The following is a 19,874-nucleotide window of genomic DNA, read 5'->3' on the forward strand; positions in this document are numbered from 1 at the left end:
ACTTCTGTGACTCGAGCCGGCGCCGTTATCTGCACGCTCAATGTGGGAATCCTCGTGCAGGCCGAGCGAAAGGATGTCTGTTGTTTACGCCGTATCGCCGCACGCGGGTCGGCACCCGGTTCGGGCCCTACGAGCTGCGATCACTGGTCGGCGCGGGCGGAATGGGCGAGGTGTACCGGGCCTACGACACGAGTAAGGGTCGGATGGTCGCGCTCAAGCTCCTGCGCCCCGAGATGGCGGCCGACCCGGGTTTCCAGCAGCGCTTTCGGCGGGAGTCCCAGCTGGCGGCGCGAGTGCAGGAACCGCACGTCATCCCGGTGCACGACTTCGGCGAAATCGACGGGGTGCTCTTCATCGATATGCGCCTGGTCGACGGGGGCAGCCTGAAAGATCTGCTTCGCGAGCGGGGCCCGCTCGATCCCGGGCAGGCGGCTGCGATCACGGCGCAGGTGGCGGCCGCGCTGGACGCCGCCCATGCCGAGGGTCTGGTGCATCGCGACGTCAAGCCGGAGAACGTGCTGCTCACCCATGACAACTTCGCGTATCTAGTCGACTTCGGCCTCGCGCAGGCTCACGGGGATCCCAGCCTGACGGCGGGCGGACCGTTGATCGGGTCGTGCGCCTACATGGCGCCCGAACGATTCGACGGCGGCCCGGTGGGGCCGCAGACCGACGTCTATTCGCTGGCCTGCGTGCTCTACGAGTGCCTCACGGGTCAAGCGCCGTTCGAGGGCGCGGAGATCCCGGCGCTGATTACCGCGCACCTGCAGATGCCGCCGCCCCGGCCGAGCATCATGCGCCGAGGGATCGACAAGGCGCTCGACGACGTCATCGCCCGCGGGATGGCCAAGGATCCCGCCGCCCGGTTCTCCTCGGCAGGGGAGTTGGCCAGGGCGGCGTTCGGGCTGACGCCGCCGACCCCGCAGCCGGCACCGCCCCCGCCCGAGTTGCCTCCCAGCCCGCCGTCGCGCACCCGGGCGTTCTCGACCATTTATCCGAACCCGGACGACACCGGTTACAGCCCATATCCGCCGCCGGCGCCGGAGCCGCCGCGGCCGGGCAGCCGGGCGCCCGTCCTCGTCGCCGGGGCGGCGGCGGCCGTGTTGGTTGTCGCGGCGGTCATCGCGGTGACGCTCGTTCTCTTCGGCGGCACGCGCAAGAGTGCGTCCCCTCAAACGACGGCGCCCCCGACTCCGTCGACGACGAAGACACCCTCGCTGTCACAGCCCGTCCAGGGTGCCGACGGCCTGGGCTTCGTCGGTGAGACGGCGCGGTGCGACCCGGGCAGTCCGCCGGCCCTGGTGGTGCGGACCGCCCAGTCGCTCGCGGTGGTGTGCCAAACCGCGCCCGGCAATTTCTACTATCGGGGCGAGCGCATCCGCGACGGCGCCCACATCGAGCTGACCGACGCGGTGCGGTCATCCGACGGGTTCGACGTCACCAATCCGGAAAACGGGGTTCGCTACGAGGTGCGCCCGGAGCGGCTTCGGATCATCAGCAACGGCCATGTCGACTCGTCGGAGCCGGTGCTGCAATACGCAAGCGCCACTTAGGCTTCGCCGAACAGCACGTCGGGGTTGAGGATGCCCGCCGGGTCGAAGCTGTGCTTGATGCGGCGCATGAGATCGACCTTGACCGGGTCTTCGAGCTGCAGGAAGTACGGGGTCTTGGCGCGGCCGAGGCCGTGTTCGCCGGAGATCGCGCCACCCAATTCCATTGCCAGCGCGAGGATGTCGGTCATCAGCTGCTTCTTTTTCGCCGGGTCCTTGCAGATGATGGCCAGGTGCACGTTGCCGTCGCCGGCGTGCCCGCAGCCGGCCGCCGCGCCGCCCGCCGTCGCCGCTAGTTCGCGCGCGGCGGCGAGAAACTTCGGCATCGCCGAGCGCGGCACCACGGTGTCGATGATGTCGTCGGCGCCGATCGCCTTGGCCGTCCAAAACGCCTTCTCGCGCGCCTCGATCAGCTTGCGCGCCGAAATCCCTTCCAGCACATAGGCGTCGACGGCGCCCAGCTCGACCACCAGCTCGCCGGCCCGCTCGACATCCTCGTCGAGTCTTTCCGCGGTGCGGTTTTCAAGCGCCACAACGAGATACGCCTGGCAGCTGTCGCGCACCTGGTCCGGAACGCCGAGCTCCAGGTTCTGGGTGTGGACGAGCGCGGCCATCGTCATGTTGTCGATGTATTCGAGGATGTAGGGCGCCAGGCCGCTGGCGAGGACCTGGGGCACCGCCTCCATGACCTGGTCGAAGTCGGCGAACGGGGCGAGCACGGTGGCGGCGTGGTCAAGGCGCGGGTGCAGCTTGACGATCACCTCGGTGGCCAGGGCCAGGGTGCCCTCGGAGCCGACGATGAGCTGGGTCAGGTCGTAACCGGTGGACACCTTGGCGATCTTGCCGCCGGTGCGGATGATCTCGCCGGTCGGCAGCACCGCCTGCAGCCCGAGCACGTTGTGGCGGGCGATCCCGTACTTGACCGCGCGCATCCCGCCGGCGTTGGTGCCGACGTTGCCGCCGACGCTGGAGGACAGCTCGCCCGGGTGCACCATGTAGCTCAGCCCGGAGTGGACCGTCGCGGCGTCCAGCTCGGTCAGCGTCACCCCGGGCTGCACGACGGCGACCTGGTTGGTGGTGTCGACCTCGAGGATCGCGTTCATCCGCTCGAAGGAGATCAGCAGGCCGTCCTCGCGTGGGATCGCCGCGCCGGACAGGCCGCTGCCGGAGCCGCGGGCCGTCACCGGGATTTTGTACTCGCTGGCGGCCTTGAGCAGCCGCGAAACCTCTTCGGCGGTAGCCGGTTTGGCGACATATGCCGGCTTCTGCGGCGCCGACGTCAACACCTCGTCGTGCCAATAGTCCTCGGGGATCGCGTCGCCGGTCAGCAGGTTGTGCTCGCCGACGATTTCGGCGAACCGCGCCGTCATATCGCTCATCGCTGGCCTCACCTTCCACGGTGCCGGACAGCGATTCACTCTAATAGGCGGTTACCGGGTATCGGCGGACCAGAGGTGACCGCAGGTCGGGCATTGCAGGTGCACGACCCAGGCCCGGTTACTCAGCAGATACTGCCAGTGGTTTGTGCAGTTGCGTGGGCCGCGGCAGTCGTCGCAGTGCCTGCCGTGGTCGCATTGCGGGCAGGGGAGCCATGCGCGTCGGCCGCGGTCGGCGTGGGGATCAATCGGTAACACGGTTCGCCGCCCGATCGGGGAGAACTCCCGCGTCGACAAGCTCGTCGTAGATCCGCTGCTGGTCGTCGTCCAGCCCGCTGTACAGCAGGTCCCAGGCTCGCTCTTCCTCCGCGAGCACCTGAACGGGATCCCAGTCGTCATCGATCGCCTCGAGAACCGCCGCGCGCCGACGCGCTTCGTCGAGCGTCAGATCATATTGGTACGCGAAGTCGCCTCGTTTTTCGGACATGGGTCTCCCACAAATTGCAATTATGATTCCGGCGCTGGCGCCGGTGCACTGGCCGATCGGGCCGAGAGGTTTCGCAGAGACTAACCGGACGCGACGGGTCCGGAAACTTGAACGCGGGCCAGATCACACCCGTCCGCGTCGCCTGTGGGGTCGCACCTGGTCGTTTGCGGTGTCGCTGTGCACAACATCACACTCGCGGGAGGCGGGTGGTACCGGCGCAGACGCGGACACCTCACCTCGTGGGAGTGTGCACGACGACGGATAAAACGCGCGCGATTTCGGTTGTGCGATTGCGGTATTGGTGTGGCGTCGCGGGGTCGAAGGCCAGCGAGTCGCCCTCATGCAGTTGCAGGGTGTCGAAGCCGATGACCGCTTCCAGCTCTCCTTGCAGAACGTAAAGGTATTCGCGGCCGTCGTGACGTACGGCCTGACCACCGTCGCTGGATTGGCCACCGGGGGCGTAGATCACCTCGAGAAAGTCGACCCGGTCGTCGTGCGTCGGTGTGAGTCGCTCCCAGCGAACCCCCGTCGAGAGTTCGATGACGCTGCGATCGCCGGCACGTTGGACGATCCCCGCTCCGTTGGCGCCGCTGGCGCGACCCCAGTGGTGGAACGCAGAGGGTGGGGCCGCGAGTGCATCGCCTGCCGCCGACGATGCGTGCGGGGAATTTAGTGGGTCGCCGGCGCCGAACAGGAAGTCCAGCGAGATGCCAAGCTCATTTGCCAGTGCGTAGACGACGCTGGCGGACGGTGTTGTCACTCCGCGTTCCACCTGCGAGATCAGGCTCGCTGAGCAGCCGGCCCGGCGCGCCAGTTCCCGCACTGAGATGCCCCGCGCATTGCGGAGCTGTCGAAGCCGCGGGCCGAGGCCGGCCACGTGAGGCGTTGATCCGTCTTCTTTCACCGTTGCTCCGACCGTCCGTTATCTTGTACACCGGTTTCCGGTCAGGGTACACGGCAGCGGCCATAGTCGCGCGAAATACGACGTAAAACCGGCGGAAAGTCGCGTTGGCACAGCGTCACCGACCAACCGCGTGTGCATTATGCTGCACACCAGCGTACTGTAAAACAGACAAGCGCGATCGCGACTGACGAGGAGTTGAGGCAAGCATGGATCCTGACATTCGGATCGGTTGGCTGGGCACCGGCCGATTGGGGAGTGCTCTGGCGGCCCGCCTGATCTCGAGTGGCGCCGCAGTGACCGTCTGGAATCGGACGGCATCGAAAACCGCGCCGCTGGTGAACCTGGGCGCCTCCCACGCGGACACGCTGGGCGCGTTGGGCCGCTGCGACCTGGTGTTCGTCACCGTGATGTCTTCACCAGATCTTCTGGCCGTCACACTCGGCCCCGATGGGTTATTGAGCAGCCGGCCCGCGCCGCGCATCATCCTGAATTGTTCAACGGTGTCCGCCGAGGCCGCCGCCGAGGTCAGAACCGAGGCCGCACGCCACAACGTCGGGTTTCTGTCTGCACCCGTCAGCGGCAACCCGGACGCGATTGCCAGCGGATCCGGATCCATCGTCGCTTCGGGCCCAGCGGAGGTCTTCGATGCCGCGCTGCCCTATCTGGAGGCGATCGCATCCGCGGTGACCTACGCCGGTACGGGCGAGGAGGCGCTACTGGTCAAGCTGGCCCATAACTTGTTGGTGGGCATCATCACCGAAGCGTTGGCCGAGGCGACGACTCTGACGGAGAAGGGGGGCGTGGCACCCTCGGTGTTTCTCGATTTCATCGACGGCTCGGTGCTGGGCTCGAAGTTGATTTCGGCCAAGGGCAAAGCGATTCGAGCCCGCGACTACGAACCCACCTTCAGCACCGCGGGCATGCGCAAAGACTTCGATCTTGGGCTGGCAGCGGCACGGGCGCTGGAGGTTCCGATGCCGATTGCCGCGAGCACCCACCAACTGCTCCAGACCGCAATCGGCCACGGATACGGCGAGTCTGACTATGTCGCGCTGTACGCGATGGCGGCCCACGGCGCCGGGCTTGCTGCTACTGGCTCGTAATCGAAGGGAGAACTGGGCATGAACGAAGAAACAGTCAATTCGCCTGGCGGCGTTGCCATTGCTGGAGCGCGCGCATTGGTGACCGGGGCTAACCGGGGTCTCGGGAAGGCGTTCGTGCAAGAGCTGCTCGACCGGGGCGCGGCCCGCGTTTACGCAGCGGCACGAAATCCTGACGCGGTCGACTTCGACGATGCCCGGGTCATTCCGATCAGCCTGGACGTCACTCACTCGGATGACATCCGACGCGCGGCATCCGGGTGCCCAGACGTCACAGTGCTGATCAATAACGCCGGGGCGATGCTGCGAAGTCCCCTGCTAGCCTCGCCGGACCTGAGCGCGGCGCGCAGCGAGATGGAAACCAATTACTTTGGCACACTGGCGATGTGCCGCGCATTCGCACCCGTGCTTGCCCGTCAAGGCGGCGGCGCGCTGGTCAACATGCTGTCGATCGCCAGTTGGTTCGCCAATCCGTTCAACGGTTCTTACGGGGCGTCGAAATCTGCCGAGTGGGCCCTGACCAACGCGATTCGCGTCGAGCTGCGCGCGCAGGGAACCCTCGTCGTCGGCGTGCACGCGGGGTGGATCGACACCGACATGGCGGACTCCGTGGCGGAAGCGAAGCTCTCACCCGGCGACGTCGCTGCTCAGACGCTGGCTGCGATTCAGCACGGTGACGAGGAGGTGCTGACCGACGACAGGACCCGCCACGTCAAGGCGTCGCTGCCCCACGACCTCGCTTCGCTGTACCCCGACGTTCAAAAACGCTGGGACGCCGGCGATGTGCCCTGGTGACTACTCAGGCGAAAGGAATCACTGATGTCACTCGAACCAATGGCCGGCCTTGCCATCAATCACGTGGGGGTGACCGTCCCTGATATCAACGCGGCGATTGAGTGGTATGAGGCAGTCTTCGGCTTCCGCTGCATCATGGGCCCGCGGGAGCTTGACTCCGGCGGACACCCCGAGGCCGCCGGCGTGTTCGGCAGTCGGTTTCGCCGAGCCTGGCAGGCGCATCTGCTCAGCGCGAATTCGGTTGGTATCGAGCTCTTCCAGTTCGTTGACCCGCCCACGCGCGGACCGCGGTCGCCGGAGGAGTCGATGCCCTGGCTCGATCGCGGCCTGTGGCACTTATGCATCACCCACCCGGACGTCGCGGGCCTGGTCGACCGCATCGTCGATCTGGGCGGCACGTTGCTGGCGGCGCCGTACCATTTCGTGCCCGGCCGGCCCTGGATGCTGGCGTACACCACCGATCCGTGGGGCACCGTCCTCGAGGTTATGAGCCACAGCTACGCCGAGGCGTTCAGCAATTGGCCTCAGCCGGGGCAGTTGTCGCCACCCACGCTCATGTGACGCCGTGCCTAGCGCTGTTCGACGTGCCGGCTCAGGGTGGCGATCGTGCGGCCGCTCTGTCCAGAGCGTCTCACTGATCTAGCAATCGGATGGGGTGCAGGCCGTCGACCGCGCCGACGAACGGCGGGTGGATGCTGTAGCCGATCATGCGTTGCAGGTCGGGCGAGAGCGTTCGCGCCATGTCGCGCGGGATCGACAGAGTGAACGCTTCCATCGGCCGCAGCCACGGTTGGCAGTATTGGGCGGTGACGGCGAGCCGCGCGCGGTCGGTCGTGTTGGCGCCGCCGCCGTGCCACAGGGTTCCCACGAAGAAGACGCAGGAGCCGGCGGGCATGACGACGGGCAGCGCGGGATCGTCCGGGCCGGGCGGGCGCCTGCCCCAGCGGTGGCTGCCGGGCAACACCACGGTGGCGCCGTTGTCGGCGGTGAAGTCGTCGATCGCCCAGATCGTCGCGGCCGCCAAGGGATCCCGGGGACGTGGGATCGGGTAGAACCCGTCGTCGTGGTGGGGCAGCTGGGGCGATTCGCCGGGCTGAATGTTGATGGCCTGCAACGCCGAAAGCAGGTAGTTGGGCATCAGGAGTCGATCGAGCACCGCGAGCACCCGCGGATGGTCGACGAGCCGGTCGCACACGCGGGTCCTGCTCAGCACGCTGTAGATGCGTTGGGTGAGCCGCCCTTCGAAGGAGTTGCGTCCGGTGTGGCCGAGCCAGGGCATGACGGTGTCGCGGATCTGCTGACACTCGTCGCCGCCGAGCAGGTTCTCCCAAATGACGTAGCCGTCGCGGTCGAGAGCGGCCATGTCGGCGTCGACGATCGCGGGGTCGACGGACGCGCCGCTGCTCGGTGTCCACTTGTGCCGGCCCGCCAGATCGCTTTTGAGGTCGTCCAGCGTTGTGACCGGATCGTCATCGATGCTCATACCCAGACCCTGAACCCATCTTGGCTGGGGGTCAAGGGTCGCAAGGGGTTTACACCCGCCAGCGCTCCTCGAGCGCTTTCGCCGTCGTAGCCACTTTCATGACCAGACGACGCTCGCGATTCCTGAAGGGAACAAAGTGGTAGTGCTCGTAGAAGGATTGCGCCTCGTCGTCTATGGCGTCAACGACGATGATCCGGCCGCCGCCGATTTCCGATGCGGCGACGACTTTGCCTAGTGCGTCGAGAAGCAGCTGCTCGCCATATCCCTGACCTCGAAGCGATGAGTCGATCGCCAGGCGAGCAATCAAATATCCGGGTATGCGGGAAAAGCCGCCGGCCATGGATCCCGAGAGCCCGTCGTCGTTGCGTACAATCTCGGTAGGACAGATAGCGAAATAGGCACGGACTTGCTGCTCGCCGGCGAGGGTCCACACGTAGACGTGCGCAACTCCGCTGCTGTTCGCGCGACGGGCATGCTCGATGAGCCAGTTATTCAGCGATTCCTTACCGCAGTCGAATCCTTCCAACGCGTGGGCGTCAGTGAGCCGCGCGGACTCGAACATTGGTCAACGCCTTGTGAAGACCGCCGGTTTGCGCCCGGCCGCCGCCAGCCGCGGGGCGTCGTCAGCGGCATCGAGCGAGGACATCAGTCTGTCGAACTGTTCGGGCTCCATCGGCGTCACCAACTCGTGACGCAGGACGTCTTCAGCCCGTTGCATCGCGGCTTTCCGCACGAATTCCGACGTCTGCTCATGGACAAGGTTGGCGGCACGCTGGATGCGGTCCAAGGTCGCCTGCTCCGCGCGAAGCTCGATGCGCTTCGTCTTGACTGCCACGGCGCCGTCTCCTTCCTTAGCTGGGTTAAATCCTTGCTCGTCACGTGATTGTACGGCGAATGTACGTACATAGCTAGTCACGCCCGTGGCCACGGCTGGGGACAGCCCGAGAAAGCCAGCTTTTAGATGACAGTGGCCTGACGGCGGGCGTTCGCGTCGAAGTAACGGCTGGTTACTCCTAGGTGCGGGATGCTGGGCGGGTACCGACAGGGGAGGACGGCCGTGAGCATCGCGACCGAGCAGCGCGAGGCGCAGGCGATCCACCTGTCGTTTTCGGGCCGCTTTGGGTTCGGCATCGACCGGTGGGCCTATTTGCCGTTCGAGGTGCCGTTGGGCGTGCAGCGAATTCGGGTCAGTACGTCGCATGACCGCTTCGCGGTGGGCGGGCCGATCCGAAACGTGTTGGATCTGGGCATGTTTGGGCCCGCGGGCCACGAGCTGGGCAATGCGGCCGGATTCCGCGGATGGTCCGGCGGTGCCCGCGACGGCTTCGTGATCTCCGCCGGCCACGCCACGCCGGGTTACCTCGCGGGCCGTATCGAACCGGGCCGGTGGGCGGTCGCCCTGGGCCCGGTCGTGCTGAGCCCGTGGGGGATGGCGTGGGAGGCGCGCGTCACCCTGGAACGCGGGCAGTCCGGCCCGGAAAGCGGTCCGCTGATCGCGTATCCGGCGCCGTCCGTCGGCCGTGCGGGCTGGTACCGCGGGGACTTGCACCTGCACACCGTCCACTCCGATGGCCAGCGCGATCCGAGTGAGCTGGTGGGGGCCGCGCACGACAGCGGCCTGGACTTCATCGTCTCCACCGACCACAACACCAACTCCGCCAACCGGGTGTGGCCGGCCTGCCGCACCGGCGGGTTGTTGGTGATCCCTGGCGAGGAGGTCACCACCAGGCACGGCCACTGGCTCGCCGTCGGCCTGCCGCCGGGTGGCTGGGTCGATTGGCGATACGCGCCGCGCGACGGCGTGTTCCCGCGCTTCGCCGGTGAGGTTCGCTTGGCCGGCGGGCTCGTCATCGCCGCGCATCCCGCCGCGCCGGTGCCGGGGTCGTTGTGGGAGTTCGGTTTTGAGCACGTCGACGGGCTCGAGGTGTGGAACGGCCGGTGGAACCTGGACGACGAAGTGTCGCTTCGCATTTGGCAGCGGCTGCTGTGCGAGGGCCGGCGCGTGGTGGCGGTGGGTGGCAGTGACTCGCACGCCCATCAGCAGCCGGTCGGTTCGCCGCAGACCGTCGTGTACGCGCGTGAACTGTCGGCGCCCGCTTTGGTGGATGGATTGCGCCGTGGCCGTTCGTACGTCGCCCGATCACGGGCTGTCACAGTGGAACTCACGGCGTCGTGCCGCGGCCGGGGCGCGGGTCTTGGCGAGACGCTGCCGGTGCCGCCTGGCGCGCCGGTCACCGTCACCGCCATGGTCACCGGGGCCGCCGGGACGACCGCGGCGTTGATCACCGCGGAGGGTTGCGTTGGCCGGGCCGCGGTGCCAGGGCCGGCGCGGACGATGCTGCGGTGGGAACTCGACCCCGCGTCGGCACGCTTCGCGCGGTTGGAGATTCGCGAGGCGCAGCGGCGCCCGCTCGGCTCGATGGTCGCGCTGACGAATCCCGTGTGGCTGGCCTGAGCGCGGAGGTTGCACGCCTGCGGGGTCACCCGCTCAGGCGATCAGTCCGCGGATGTCGTCGGCGGTGAGGGTTGCGCCGAATGCGTCGCCGTCGTCGATAACACTGGCAAACAGCTTGGCTTTGCGGGCGTTAAGGGCAACTACTTTATCCTCGATGGTGTCGTGGGCAATGAGCCTGTACACCATGACATTTCGGATCTGGCCGATGCGGTGCGTACGGTCGATGGCCTGGGCCTCAGTGGCCGGATTCCACCAGGGGTCGAGCAGAAAGCAGTAGTCGGCCTCGGTGAGGTTCAGCCCGAAGCCACCGGCCTTGAGGCTGATCAGAAAGACGGGCGCGTTTCCGTCCTTGAACCGCTGGATCGCTTTGGCGCGGTTACGTGTTCTCCCATCGAGATAGCAGTAATCGATCCCTTCGGCGTCGAGGCGATCACGGATTCGGCCCAGGAAGCGGGTGAACTGGCTGAACACGAGGGCGCGGTGACCACCCTCTACGACGTCGTGCAGATGCTCGGCGAGCGAATCGATCTTCGCGCTGGCCATCGCGTCGTGTTCGGGGTCGACCAGCCCGGGATGCAGCGCCATCTGTCGCAGCGTGGTGAGGGATTTGAGGATCGTGAACCGGTTGCGCTGCATGTCGTCGAGCAGGCCGAGCACCTTCTGGCGCTCTCGTTGCAGTCGCTTGTTGTACAGGGTGCGGTGCCGTGGCGGCAGGTCGATGTCGAGCACCTGCTCTTGCTTGGGTGGCAGCTCGGCGGCGACGAGTTCCTTGGTGCGGCGCTTGACCAGCGGCTTGATGCGGCGGCGGAACAGGGCCAAAAGTTCTGGATCGCCGGTCTTTTCGATGGGCTTGGCGAAGAAATCGGCGAACTTAGTCGGGTTGGGGAACAACCCGGGTGCGGTGATCGACAGCAGAGACCACAGCTCCATGAGGTTGTTCTCCATCGGCGTGCCGGTGATCGCCAGCTTGAACGGTGCGGTCAGCTTCCGTGCGCACTGGTAGGTCTTGGCGTGATGGTTCTTCACGTACTGGGCTTCGTCGAGGATCAGCCCGGACCACGGTCGCGCGGCGTGGGCGTCGAAGTCCAGTCGGAACAGCGTGTACGAGGTGACCACGATGTGGGCGCCGGCCGTGAGCTGGTCGAGGTCGGCGCCGGCGCGGCGCAGCGTGTCGAAGATCGGCACGACCGACAGCTCCGGGGCGAACCGGCTGGCCTCGGCGGCCCAGTTCGCCACCACGCTGGCCGGCGCCACCACCAGGAATGGTGCCATTCCCGGGTTCTGTTGGCGGACATGGCAAATCAGCGCCAGCGACTGGACGGTCTTGCCCAGGCCCATGTCGTCGGCGAGGATGCCGCCGAGCCCGTGGGCGTACAGGGTGGCAAGCCATGAGAAACCGTCGGCTTGATACGGCCGCAGTTGAGCGTGTAGGTCTGGTGGCGGCGGTGCGGGCTCCAGACCCTGCAAGGCGCGCAACCCGTCGACCTGGCGCCGCCACTCGTCGGCCTGGCGGGTCACGACTCCCAGCTCGGCCAGCTCGTCGAACATCCCCACCTGGAATCGGCTGATCCGGGGTGGCCCCTCTTCGACGTCGGTGAGCGCGCGGGCCTCTTCGATGAGCTGGCGCAGCTTTACCAGCTCGGGCTTGTCCAGCGCGAAGTAGGCGCCGTCGAGAAGCAACAGGTGCGACTGCCCGGCCGCGAGCGCGGTAAAGACGCTGACAAAGGGGACCTGCTTGCCCTCGATGCTGATCGTGACGTCCAGGTCGAACCAGTCCGTCTCGCCGGGCGCCGCCTCCGTCGACACGGCGATCACGAGGGAGCCGCCCGCCTCCCGGTAGTCCACCGGGTTGCCGCTCACCTCCACCGTGACATCAGGAAGCTCGGCGAGCAGCGGCTGAATCTCGGTGGCGAATCGCATTGTCTCCAGGCCGGACAGTCGCGTCCGGGGGATGAGCGTGCCGTCGGCGCCACGGAGCGCCCATTGCTCCAACGGCGCCTCGATGCCGGAGGCGAGGGCGTCCTCCGCCGCCAAGTCGCGGTAACCGGCATGGTCCGGCGTTGCTATAGGTGCGCGAACCTCGTTGTCGCCCACGCGGTATGCCCATGCCCAGGTCAATTCGAGTTCGTGCTCGGCATGGTAGTCGGCCAGCAGGACCAGCGTCGGCCCGACGATCTCGGGCGGCGTGAACGACCCGTCCGACGATGTCACGCCCGCGATATGGCGCAATCTCGGATAGTATTCCGCGGCGAACCGCGCCGCCTCGCCCGCGGGTATGAGCAGGGGCTGATCGCCGAGGGCCATGCGCTGTAGCGCCTTAGGCGCCGGCTTGTCCAGCCGGGCCAGCCGCAACCCGCCGTCGTCAAACACCACGCCATGACCCGACGACCCAACGAACGCCAGGGGCCGTGTTGCGGTGCCGGCGATCTGGAGCACGGGCTCGACCGAGAGATCACCCCGCTCGTCGGCCGTGACATTCAGGTGCAACTGGGCCGTGGTATGCGCCGGCACATCCTCCTGTGACCCCGCCTGTATCAGGTGCACGCCGACTCGGCGCGCTTCGTCCAGCAGCGGCCACAATTGCGGGGATTCGAATCGCAGTAGCGAGATCGTCTTCGTATCGCCGTAGGCATAAGACCCGTACGAATAGCGGTAGTAGACAGTCGAATTCGAACTCGACGCTCGATAGGTCGCATAGAGCTCCTGCAGCAGCCGGACCTGGACCTCGGGGTAACCGTTGTGGTGCAACATGTTTAGCGTGGCCCAGCTCAGATCGCCGGCCACCCAGCCGCCGCGCTTTCCGGGCCGCACGAGCCGCGCGTCCAGCGCCGGGGACGCCCCGTTCAGCTCGATCGCCAGCGGTGTCCCGACGCGATCGCTCGCCGAGACCGTGGGAAGCAGCGCGTCCAGCGATTGCCGCCACGCTGGCAGAGCCGGAGGAGGTTGGGCGGTCAACGTCGTGGTACCCGCGGCGAAGATCACGATTGCCGCGACATGCTTGCAGTTCACGCGCATCGGGCAGCTGCAGGATCCGCTTTCGACATCCCACGCGTCGGCGTCTACCGGTACCAGCTGCACCGCTGTCGTGTAAGCGCGGCCTTTGCTACCCCTAACGCCGCCGAAAAGTTTGCGGGCGTTCGGATCCCATACGCAGCTCAGGACCCTTCCGTCCTGCGCATAGGCCACCCCGCGGCGCCAGGTGTCCTGGTCCAGCACGTCGATCGTGCTGTCAAGGTCGATCGGCGGATACATCAGCAACTGCATGCCCGCACCGTAACGAGCGGCTCTGACAAGAACGTCCCACCACGCCGCGTGATGCAGGAACCGGTGCACATGAGGTTTGTGAGTAATCCCCGGCCCGGCTCAATGCTTCAGGCGCCGATGCCTAGTACCGCGACGAGGGCACGCTCGATCTTGTCCATCGTGTCAGGCGCCACGGTGCCCAGTCGTTCCAGTAAGCGCGTCCGGGCGACGGCGCGAATGCCGCGGCAGACGGCGACACTTTCGGTGTCTACACCTTCGCCGGGCGAGACGCCCGGCCGCAAGGGTGAGGTGGCGCGCGAGCTCGAGACCGGCACGACGACAACGAGTTCGTCCTCGATGCCGGTGAGGATTTCATCAACGGAGACGACGACGGCGGGGCGATGTTTGCCGGGCTCGCCGGTGCGTGCGGCGCCGAGAGCGACCAGCCAAAGTTCGCCGCGTCGCGGCTCAGGCAAGGCCGTCGCCGGTAGTGACGTCCCAGTCGCGGTCCTCATCGCTCGCGGCATCTATGGCGGCGTCGGCGCGAGTCGCATCGCGTTCGGCGCGGAACATCGCCTCGCGTTCGGTGCGGGTGGCAAGGTCCGCGAGCAGCGCAGCGATGGAGATGCCGCGCTCGCGCGCCTGTGCGGCTAGGCGGTCACGGGTCTGGACCGCAACCCGGATCGTCGTCGTGGGAGTAGACATATTGGTAGTCTACTCCGTAGACAGGCTCAAGCTACTTTTTCACTCGCGAAGCGTTGGCCGCTGCTCGGAGAAGATGATCCGGCGATTACCACGGGCGCGACGTGCCGATGCTCTCTCCCGGGGTGAAGGTGACCGGCAGCTTGCCCAGCCCGGTCATGCTGGGGTTGCCCAGGTATTGGTGGACGTTTTGGACGTCGACCTGGTAGTCGGGGATGCGGTCGAGGACCGCCTTGACCATCACCTCGGACATCAGGCGCGCCAGGTGCGAGCCGATGCAGCGATGCGGCCCGAGCCCAAAGGCGAGATGGCGGTTGGGCGTTCGGTCCAGGGTTATCTCGTCGGGCCGGTCGAACTCGTGCTCGTCGTGGTTGGCGGAGAGCCAGCTGATGACGACGCGGTCGTTCTTGCGCAGGTGTTGGCCGTTGAGTTCGACGTCTTTCGTGACGGTCCGGCTCAGGGTTTGGTTGACCGAGAAGTAGCGCAGGAATTCGTCGGTGGCGGTGCGGTACAGCTCGGGGTGGTCGATGAGTTGTTGGCGCAGCTCGGGGTGGGTGCCTAAGTGCAGCAGGGTCAGCGCGGTCTGCGAGGTGGTGGTGTCGACGCCGCCGGCGATGAGGTTCCAGAGGATGTTGAGCAGCTGTTCGTCGGTGAGGCGCTGGTCGTCGAATTCGAACTGGATGAGGAAGCTGGTCAGGTCGTCTTTCGGGTTGCCGCGCCGGGTGGCCGCGAACTCGATAACTTCTTGCATCATGGCGGGGACTTGGGAGATGGCGTCGATGTACTCGGGGCTGTCCTGCGGGATGGCCATGACTGAGTGGAAGAGGTTGGCGTAGAGGTGCCAGTTGTCGTACGGCAGGCCCATCAGCTTCATGGTGAGGATGGCCGGGACCGGGCTGGCGTAGTCGAGGACGAGGTCCATCTGTCCGTTGGCGATTTTTTGGTCGAGGAACCAATGCGCCGATTGCATCATGAACGGCTTGAGTTTCTGGACCGCGCCCGGCGAGAGGAACGGGGCAAGCGCGTGTCGTAGCGCCAGGTGGTAGGGCCCGTCGATCTCGCCGATGCCCAAGGCCGGCTGGCCTTCGGGCCGCGGGACGCCCATCTCGCCCTGGTAGTCGACGCCGTCGTCGGCGTTGGGCTCGTATTTGTGGGAGAAGGTGTCGCCGTCTCTTGCCGCTCGGCTGACCGCGTCGTAGCTGCTGAGGAACCAGAAGCCGCCGTAGTTCTGGTTCCAGGCGACCGGGCACTTGTGTCGCAGGTCGGCGTTGACGGCGAGTTCGTTGAGGTTGAATTCGTCTGAGTGATGGTCGAAGTCGACTATCGCGTCGTCGGTGACGTCGGGACGGGTTGTCATCTGAAAGTCCTCCACCGCGACGAGAGCCCTGGCTTTTTGCACTATCTTTGCATTATTACGCTCATGGTTCCGTCGAGAAAGGCCGCGATGAGTAGTCACCGGACGACCTTCAACCACGTCGGATTGTGTGTCTCCGATCGCGAGCGGTCGCGGCGGTTCTACGAGAGTGTGCTCGGGTTTCAGTTCTGGTGGGAGCTTGATCCGCCCGACGGCCCCACCGCGCAGCTCGTGCAGCTTCCCGAGCCGCTCGGCGTGCATGCGACCTACTTAGTGCGCGACGGGTTTGTGCTCGAACTCATGGACTACTCGAAGCGTCAGGTTCACGCCGGGTCGGAACGCGTCATGGATCAGATCGGGCTGACGCACATCTCGTTTTCGGTGTCTGATCTTCCCGGCGCTTTGGAGAAGGTCAAGGAGTTCGGGGGAGGGGTGGTCGAGGCGACGGTGACCGAGGCGATGGCGATGATCCGGGATCCCGATGGGCAGCTGCTGGAATTGCTTTCGGACGGGTGGTCGTCGGCACTGCCGCCACGGCCTTAGAGCGGGTTTCCTTCGTGCGCCTCCGGACGGGTCCGGGCTCGACAGGCGCGGCGCTTGTCGAGATAACTGTGGAAGACGTCGTGCCCGTTAGCAATTGAAAAGCATGGTCGCTAGCGAAGAAGTGCGCGACCTAATCGGCAACCGGGGAGACGTCGGACCGGAAGACGTAGATGAGGGTCGGTTGACGAGATGGAAAGGTCTTCAATCAAGACTGCACGGGGGTCGCGGGACCAGCCTCCGGGGCCGTGACGTTGTTCGATTCCATTTGCCGGTTGAGGACGCGAGCGGCCCGACCTCCCGGACCTACTTATTGATAGCTCGAACGCCGGAGACCAGCCCGAAGGCGATAAGGCGAAGGACATGGCTGCGCTCTTATCACGACGACGACAACAGAGCGATGGCGACGATTACGGATGGGATGGCCGTGCCGAGTTCGGGAGCCTGGGGGTTGTTTACCGCAGCATCAGCAGGATGTGGCTGAGCGCCAGTCGAGGCGACACACGGGAGATTGAACCGATCGCCGCGGTAACGCGAATGTCTGGGGCCGCTAGAGTGCACGTGTGTCGGTGAAAGCACGCGGGTCCGATGGTCCGGTCCAGGATGAGCTGCTGAAAAGGCTTCGCGAACGTATTGAGGCCAACCTCCGAGAGCAAAGTCTCATCCTGACGCAGGAGTACTGGATCCAGAACAGGGAGAATAACTCTGGACTGCTCGAACCCTTCGGGCTCTTAGGTGCAGCAACTGCCGAACAGATTACTGCCCTGGAACTGATTCGTACGGTCAATAGTGCGACGCACGACGGAAAAAGAACGCAAGGCGCCGCGAATATGCTTGCGTTGGTGACGGAAAGTCAAGGAGATCGCTACTGCCGAATGTGCGGCGACCGGACCCTACTCCACGTCGATCACATTAGACCTACTGCCAGGGCCGGCACTGACCACATCAGTAATCTTCAACTCCTCTGCCAGCCCTGCAACCTCGGCAAAGGCGCCACCGAGTTTGGGAACCTTCCTAGCGTCCTGCGGGTCAGGACAGACGAGTCAATTTCTGATGGACTGCGTTTTCTCCGCCTCAGTCTTCGCGCGGTTGAATCAGCGGGCCGCCCACTCGGTCGCTGCGACTGCGGGCGCTTAGCGAGCGAGGTAAGACTTTCCGTTTCCGGTCGAGAATCTTTGGCTGCTCATCTGATAAACCTACGCGTAACTTGTGAGGCTTGCGATGTCTAATGCGATCACCACACTAGAGCACGAGTTCTATGGATATGAACTCATACAAAACCCTAGCAATGCAAAGCTGCATCTATACGTTGCGGGCATCGACGCCCAGGTGTTAAGAGACCTCGTATCGATAGACAACGCTGTAAAATGGGATCCCGCCTCCGGACTTTGGCGCACGGGCGGTCGCAATCGGACTATTAATGAGCAGCATTGGGAGTCAATCCGTGATTTTCTTCACTCGTCCAACCAGGAGCGGATCCTTCCATCAGCGATCGTGATTTCGATTGATGAGGATGCTTTTGATTTCGTGGCGCATTCGAAGATGCCGCCGATCTCGAATGTGGTCCCCGGGGTGGTGAAGTTGAAGGGACGGTATGAGTCAGGTGCCCCACCCCTTAAGCCTGTAGAAGAATCGGACCGAACGGCCTGGGTACTCGATGGCCAACACCGAATCAAGGCTTTCCGAGGTTGGTCTCCGCCGGACCCCTACCCAGTGAATGTAATCATCATCAAGCGCTGGAAGGGTTCAGACTACGAAGATGTCATGAGACATCAGACCTATGAGTTGAACATGGGTCGACCGCTAAGCGACGATTTCAAGGCGGCAGTGCGGGAACAGTATGACCTTCAAGTGGGCCATAAAGAATACAAGCAGGAAATTGCCTTGAGTTGGATCCGCAAGGACCTGGAGGGCCGCGGTGCTGTCTTTGCGCCTAATAAGATCGTCGGGGCGACTAATTTGCGGCCGACTTATGTGATTACAATGAGCTTTCTGGAGTCGCTTATTCGTCTGGCATTCGACCATGACCCGTACCTCGCTATGAAGTACACACTCGAGAAGATGAGTCCTAGCGAAGTCAAGGAGGTCGGTAAGTACTTATTCGATTTTTACGAGGGTGTTCGGCTGTCTCTAGGCTTGATAAACCCAAATGTCAAAGGAACGATTGGATCTGGACCTGACGTAAACGCCGCCGTCGACTACTGGGATATTGCAACCTTACCTACGAAGTATAAGCAGCGGATATTGCACAACGTTGGATTAAAGGCCATCACGCGCGGCCTTCTATCCGAAGTGATGGGTGCAACCGCGCCGCAGTCTCCGCAGGATGTGGCATCGAAACTGGCGCATATGCGGGGTATTCCGTGGCACGACGCGGAACTCCAGGCACTCAAGGATGATTGGGTCGTGCCATTGGCGGATGCCCTGAAAACCATGTACAAGTCAACCGGCACCGATGTGAAGAAGAAGCAGTACCAGTTAATTCTGAGCAAGAAGGATAAGGCGACGGGCAACACCATTGGTACGTTCAACCTGCTCGCCCATGGGTGGTGACGGTGCGGCGGCCGGCCCAAACCTGGGCAGCACATACATCGCCACTAACCGGCTGCCGAGCGTTCCCATCGACGTCACCACTGCCGAGGATGGATGGTCGCGTAGGCGACCGCGGTGGATCCTCAGGGCTAACGGACATGAGTTCGCGGCCTCGCGGCCCCGAACAATGAACTCCGACGCTGAAGTCACGCCCTTGGAGCTTGACAAGCTGGGAACACCGTGTGTACGGCAGGTTAGGTTTGCCACCTAATCAGCGGTGCGGTAATGCCATAAGCAGCACGTTCGTAAGTAGTTTCACGTCGTTCGGAGTGTTCTGCAGTCCATTCCAGCGACGCTGATCGTCGGGCCCCAAGTTCCAGGTTCCGTAGGACCACGCCGTCACTTCTGACAGCGCGGAAAGCTGATGATCCAGTCCGATTCCGGGAAGGGCATCGGCATCGTGACCCTCGGTCAACGCGTCCATGACGTATCCAAGCGCTTGGATACCAACCCCATGAGTCAACCGAGACTTCCGTGGAATCAACTTCCATTCGATCGGCCAAGTAGCCTCGACAAGACTCCAAAAGATCTTCAAGTGGACAATCATCTGTTCGATGTCACCTGATCCATCAGCGGGATCACGGTACTGGTACAAAGCACCGTCATAGAGGCTGTTCTCGATCATCCTCAGCACGCTATTGTCTTTGATATAGCCATCTGGCGATGTCGGTGTAGCGATTGCGCCGCGGAATGGACTGTCGATATCTAGGTTGAGACGCGTCATGAGCTCGGCAGGAAGACGTCGACGAGCATACTTCGGCGGCAGGTAACCGGTTGCTTCCGGCAGCAGTTCGTGGATCAGACCCTTGGGAAGTGGCTTTGTGTTATTCACAAGGATAAATTGGGACCGCTGCTCCTCGGCGTCGGAGGCAATGAAACCGACAGCCGCAACAGGGAATTCGGCTACGTCTGCGTCGCGGATGGCAGCGACCCGTTGTTGACCATCGACCAGAAGCGCCGGCTTGTCAGCGTCCTCGACCGTTTCATCTACCGGGATGATCAATTCGCCCACCGCTGAATATTCGACTGCGCCGCGCCGCCGCTTCGTTTCGAATCGCACGCGCGAATCGAAAGCGAGGACAACAGCATTCGGCAGCAGCGCATCGGGAGACTCGATGTAGCGACGTATCGCTCTGATGTGATTTAGAACCTCCGGGCGTTGGTAGCCGGCTAAGCCGCCGTCTTTTGATCGTCGAACACGCGAGACGGCAGTGAAGTCAAGAAGATGCTTGCCATCGATCCCAAAACAATAGATTCTGCGTTCACCCTGCCGCACCTCAAGTGCTGGCACCC

The 19,874-nt window shown here is 64.4% G+C and carries 19 protein-coding genes; 8 read left to right on the forward strand and 11 right to left on the reverse strand.

Features of this window, described 5'->3' with window-relative positions:
• Positions 1-80 precede the first annotated feature (80 nt).
• The gene (locus AC5Y4S_RS18920; protein ID WP_500034211.1) at positions 81-1,553 is read left to right on the forward strand and encodes a serine/threonine-protein kinase; all 1,473 of its coding nucleotides are present in this window, start codon (positions 81-83) and stop codon (positions 1,551-1,553) included.
• Here the strand turns inward: AC5Y4S_RS18920 and AC5Y4S_RS18925 are convergent.
• The 3 genes from AC5Y4S_RS18925 to AC5Y4S_RS18935 form a co-directional block, all read right to left on the reverse strand.
• Positions 1,550-2,929, reverse strand: a complete 1,380-nt coding sequence (locus tag AC5Y4S_RS18925) for an FAD-binding oxidoreductase (protein WP_500034212.1) — start codon at positions 2,927-2,929, stop codon at positions 1,550-1,552. The genes AC5Y4S_RS18920 and AC5Y4S_RS18925 overlap by 4 nt on opposite strands.
• A gap of 241 nt (positions 2,930-3,170) precedes the next feature.
• Positions 3,171-3,413 carry a DUF6400 family protein gene (locus tag AC5Y4S_RS18930; RefSeq protein ID WP_500034213.1) on the reverse strand — a complete coding sequence of 81 codons (243 nt, stop codon included), beginning with the start codon at positions 3,411-3,413 and terminating at the stop codon, positions 3,171-3,173.
• 232 nt (positions 3,414-3,645) lie between these two features.
• On the reverse strand, positions 3,646-4,290 hold the full coding sequence (locus tag AC5Y4S_RS18935) for a helix-turn-helix domain-containing protein (RefSeq protein WP_500034214.1): 645 nt from the start codon (positions 4,288-4,290) through the stop codon (positions 3,646-3,648).
• Positions 4,291-4,523: 233 nt separating this feature from the next.
• Here AC5Y4S_RS18935 and AC5Y4S_RS18940 point away from each other — a divergent pair, with 233 nt between their 5' ends.
• Genes AC5Y4S_RS18940 through AC5Y4S_RS18950 form a run of 3 tightly spaced genes read left to right on the forward strand, consistent with a single transcriptional unit; the run spans position 4,524 to position 6,773 of the window.
• Positions 4,524-5,420, forward strand: coding sequence for an NAD(P)-dependent oxidoreductase (locus AC5Y4S_RS18940; protein ID WP_500034215.1), 897 nt, complete (start codon positions 4,524-4,526; stop codon positions 5,418-5,420).
• Between the two features lie 18 nt (positions 5,421-5,438).
• The gene (locus tag AC5Y4S_RS18945; protein ID WP_500034216.1) at positions 5,439-6,212 is read left to right on the forward strand and encodes an SDR family oxidoreductase; all 774 of its coding nucleotides are present in this window, start codon (positions 5,439-5,441) and stop codon (positions 6,210-6,212) included.
• A 24-nt stretch (positions 6,213-6,236) separates the two neighbouring features.
• A complete protein-coding gene (locus AC5Y4S_RS18950; RefSeq protein WP_500034217.1) occupies positions 6,237-6,773 on the forward strand; it encodes a VOC family protein in 537 nt (178 codons plus the stop codon).
• 70 nt (positions 6,774-6,843) lie between these two features.
• Here AC5Y4S_RS18950 and AC5Y4S_RS18955 read toward each other — a convergent pair whose 3' ends face one another.
• Genes AC5Y4S_RS18955 through AC5Y4S_RS18965 form a run of 3 tightly spaced genes read right to left on the reverse strand, consistent with a single transcriptional unit; the run spans position 6,844 to position 8,530 of the window.
• Positions 6,844-7,695 carry a phytanoyl-CoA dioxygenase family protein gene (locus AC5Y4S_RS18955; RefSeq protein WP_500034218.1) on the reverse strand — a complete coding sequence of 284 codons (852 nt, stop codon included), beginning with the start codon at positions 7,693-7,695 and terminating at the stop codon, positions 6,844-6,846.
• Positions 7,696-7,744: 49 nt separating this feature from the next.
• Positions 7,745-8,257, reverse strand: a complete 513-nt coding sequence (locus AC5Y4S_RS18960) for a GNAT family N-acetyltransferase (RefSeq protein ID WP_500034219.1) — start codon at positions 8,255-8,257, stop codon at positions 7,745-7,747.
• A gap of 3 nt (positions 8,258-8,260) precedes the next feature.
• The gene (locus AC5Y4S_RS18965) at positions 8,261-8,530 is read right to left on the reverse strand and encodes a type II toxin-antitoxin system TacA family antitoxin (RefSeq protein ID WP_500034220.1); all 270 of its coding nucleotides are present in this window, start codon (positions 8,528-8,530) and stop codon (positions 8,261-8,263) included.
• Positions 8,531-8,752: 222 nt separating this feature from the next.
• Between AC5Y4S_RS18965 and AC5Y4S_RS18970 the strand changes: the two genes are divergently transcribed.
• The gene (locus AC5Y4S_RS18970; RefSeq protein WP_500034221.1) at positions 8,753-10,150 is read left to right on the forward strand and encodes a CehA/McbA family metallohydrolase; all 1,398 of its coding nucleotides are present in this window, start codon (positions 8,753-8,755) and stop codon (positions 10,148-10,150) included.
• Positions 10,151-10,183: 33 nt separating this feature from the next.
• Here AC5Y4S_RS18970 and AC5Y4S_RS18975 read toward each other — a convergent pair whose 3' ends face one another.
• From AC5Y4S_RS18975 to AC5Y4S_RS18990, 4 genes are all read right to left on the reverse strand, one after another.
• Entirely contained in the window at positions 10,184-13,414 is a 3,231-nt protein-coding gene (locus AC5Y4S_RS18975; RefSeq protein WP_500034222.1) for a DEAD/DEAH box helicase, read from the reverse strand.
• A gap of 107 nt (positions 13,415-13,521) precedes the next feature.
• Entirely contained in the window at positions 13,522-13,869 is a 348-nt protein-coding gene (locus AC5Y4S_RS18980) for a type II toxin-antitoxin system PemK/MazF family toxin (RefSeq protein WP_500034223.1), read from the reverse strand.
• A complete protein-coding gene (locus AC5Y4S_RS18985; protein WP_500034224.1) occupies positions 13,862-14,098 on the reverse strand; it encodes a type II toxin-antitoxin system antitoxin MazE7 in 237 nt (78 codons plus the stop codon). Before AC5Y4S_RS18985 ends, AC5Y4S_RS18980 begins: the two co-directional genes overlap by 8 nt.
• An 85-nt stretch (positions 14,099-14,183) precedes the next feature.
• Entirely contained in the window at positions 14,184-15,452 is a 1,269-nt protein-coding gene (locus AC5Y4S_RS18990; protein ID WP_500034225.1) for a cytochrome P450, read from the reverse strand.
• Positions 15,453-15,539: 87 nt separating this feature from the next.
• On the opposite strand from AC5Y4S_RS18990, the gene AC5Y4S_RS18995 reads away from it, so the two are divergent.
• The 3 genes from AC5Y4S_RS18995 to AC5Y4S_RS19005 all read left to right on the forward strand — a co-directional run bounded on the left by AC5Y4S_RS18995 (position 15,540) and on the right by AC5Y4S_RS19005 (position 18,542).
• The gene (locus tag AC5Y4S_RS18995; RefSeq protein ID WP_500034613.1) at positions 15,540-15,992 is read left to right on the forward strand and encodes a VOC family protein; all 453 of its coding nucleotides are present in this window, start codon (positions 15,540-15,542) and stop codon (positions 15,990-15,992) included.
• Between the two features lie 872 nt (positions 15,993-16,864).
• Positions 16,865-17,218 (forward strand): HNH endonuclease, encoded by a 354-nt coding sequence (locus AC5Y4S_RS19000; RefSeq protein WP_500034614.1) that lies wholly within the window; start codon positions 16,865-16,867, stop codon positions 17,216-17,218.
• On the forward strand, positions 17,211-18,542 hold the full coding sequence (locus tag AC5Y4S_RS19005) for a ParB N-terminal domain-containing protein (RefSeq protein ID WP_500034226.1): 1,332 nt from the start codon (positions 17,211-17,213) through the stop codon (positions 18,540-18,542). Before AC5Y4S_RS19000 ends, AC5Y4S_RS19005 begins: the two co-directional genes overlap by 8 nt.
• Positions 18,543-18,792: 250 nt before the next feature.
• Here AC5Y4S_RS19005 and dbpB read toward each other — a convergent pair whose 3' ends face one another.
• Positions 18,793-19,872, reverse strand: a complete 1,080-nt coding sequence (gene dbpB / locus AC5Y4S_RS19010) for a DGQHR domain-containing protein DpdB (protein WP_500034227.1) — start codon at positions 19,870-19,872, stop codon at positions 18,793-18,795.
• Between the last annotated feature and the right edge of the window lie 2 nt (positions 19,873-19,874).

This window comes from Mycobacterium sp. NGS64 (genome assembly GCF_059812245.1).

Bases quoted from the DNA above. Each gene is read 5' to 3' on its own strand.
- AC5Y4S_RS18925 (WP_500034212.1), bottom strand. From the start codon at position 2,929: ATGAGCGATATGACGGCGCGGTTCGCCGAAATCGTCGGCGAGCACAAC.
- AC5Y4S_RS18930 (WP_500034213.1), bottom strand. From the start codon at position 3,413: ATGTCCGAAAAACGAGGCGACTTCGCGTACCAATATGATCTGACGCTC.
- AC5Y4S_RS18940 (WP_500034215.1), top strand. From the start codon at position 4,524: ATGGATCCTGACATTCGGATCGGTTGGCTGGGCACCGGCCGATTGGGG.
- AC5Y4S_RS18945 (WP_500034216.1), top strand. From the start codon at position 5,439: ATGAACGAAGAAACAGTCAATTCGCCTGGCGGCGTTGCCATTGCTGGA.
- AC5Y4S_RS18950 (WP_500034217.1), top strand. From the start codon at position 6,237: ATGTCACTCGAACCAATGGCCGGCCTTGCCATCAATCACGTGGGGGTG.
- AC5Y4S_RS18955 (WP_500034218.1), bottom strand. From the start codon at position 7,695: ATGAGCATCGATGACGATCCGGTCACAACGCTGGACGACCTCAAAAGC.
- AC5Y4S_RS18960 (WP_500034219.1), bottom strand. From the start codon at position 8,257: ATGTTCGAGTCCGCGCGGCTCACTGACGCCCACGCGTTGGAAGGATTC.
- AC5Y4S_RS18975 (WP_500034222.1), bottom strand. From the start codon at position 13,414: ATGCAGTTGCTGATGTATCCGCCGATCGACCTTGACAGCACGATCGAC.
- AC5Y4S_RS18985 (WP_500034224.1), bottom strand. From the start codon at position 14,098: ATGTCTACTCCCACGACGACGATCCGGGTTGCGGTCCAGACCCGTGAC.
- AC5Y4S_RS18990 (WP_500034225.1), bottom strand. From the start codon at position 15,452: ATGACAACCCGTCCCGACGTCACCGACGACGCGATAGTCGACTTCGAC.
- AC5Y4S_RS18995 (WP_500034613.1), top strand. From the start codon at position 15,540: ATGAGTAGTCACCGGACGACCTTCAACCACGTCGGATTGTGTGTCTCC.
- AC5Y4S_RS19000 (WP_500034614.1), top strand. From the start codon at position 16,865: ATGTGCGGCGACCGGACCCTACTCCACGTCGATCACATTAGACCTACT.
- AC5Y4S_RS19005 (WP_500034226.1), top strand. From the start codon at position 17,211: ATGTCTAATGCGATCACCACACTAGAGCACGAGTTCTATGGATATGAA.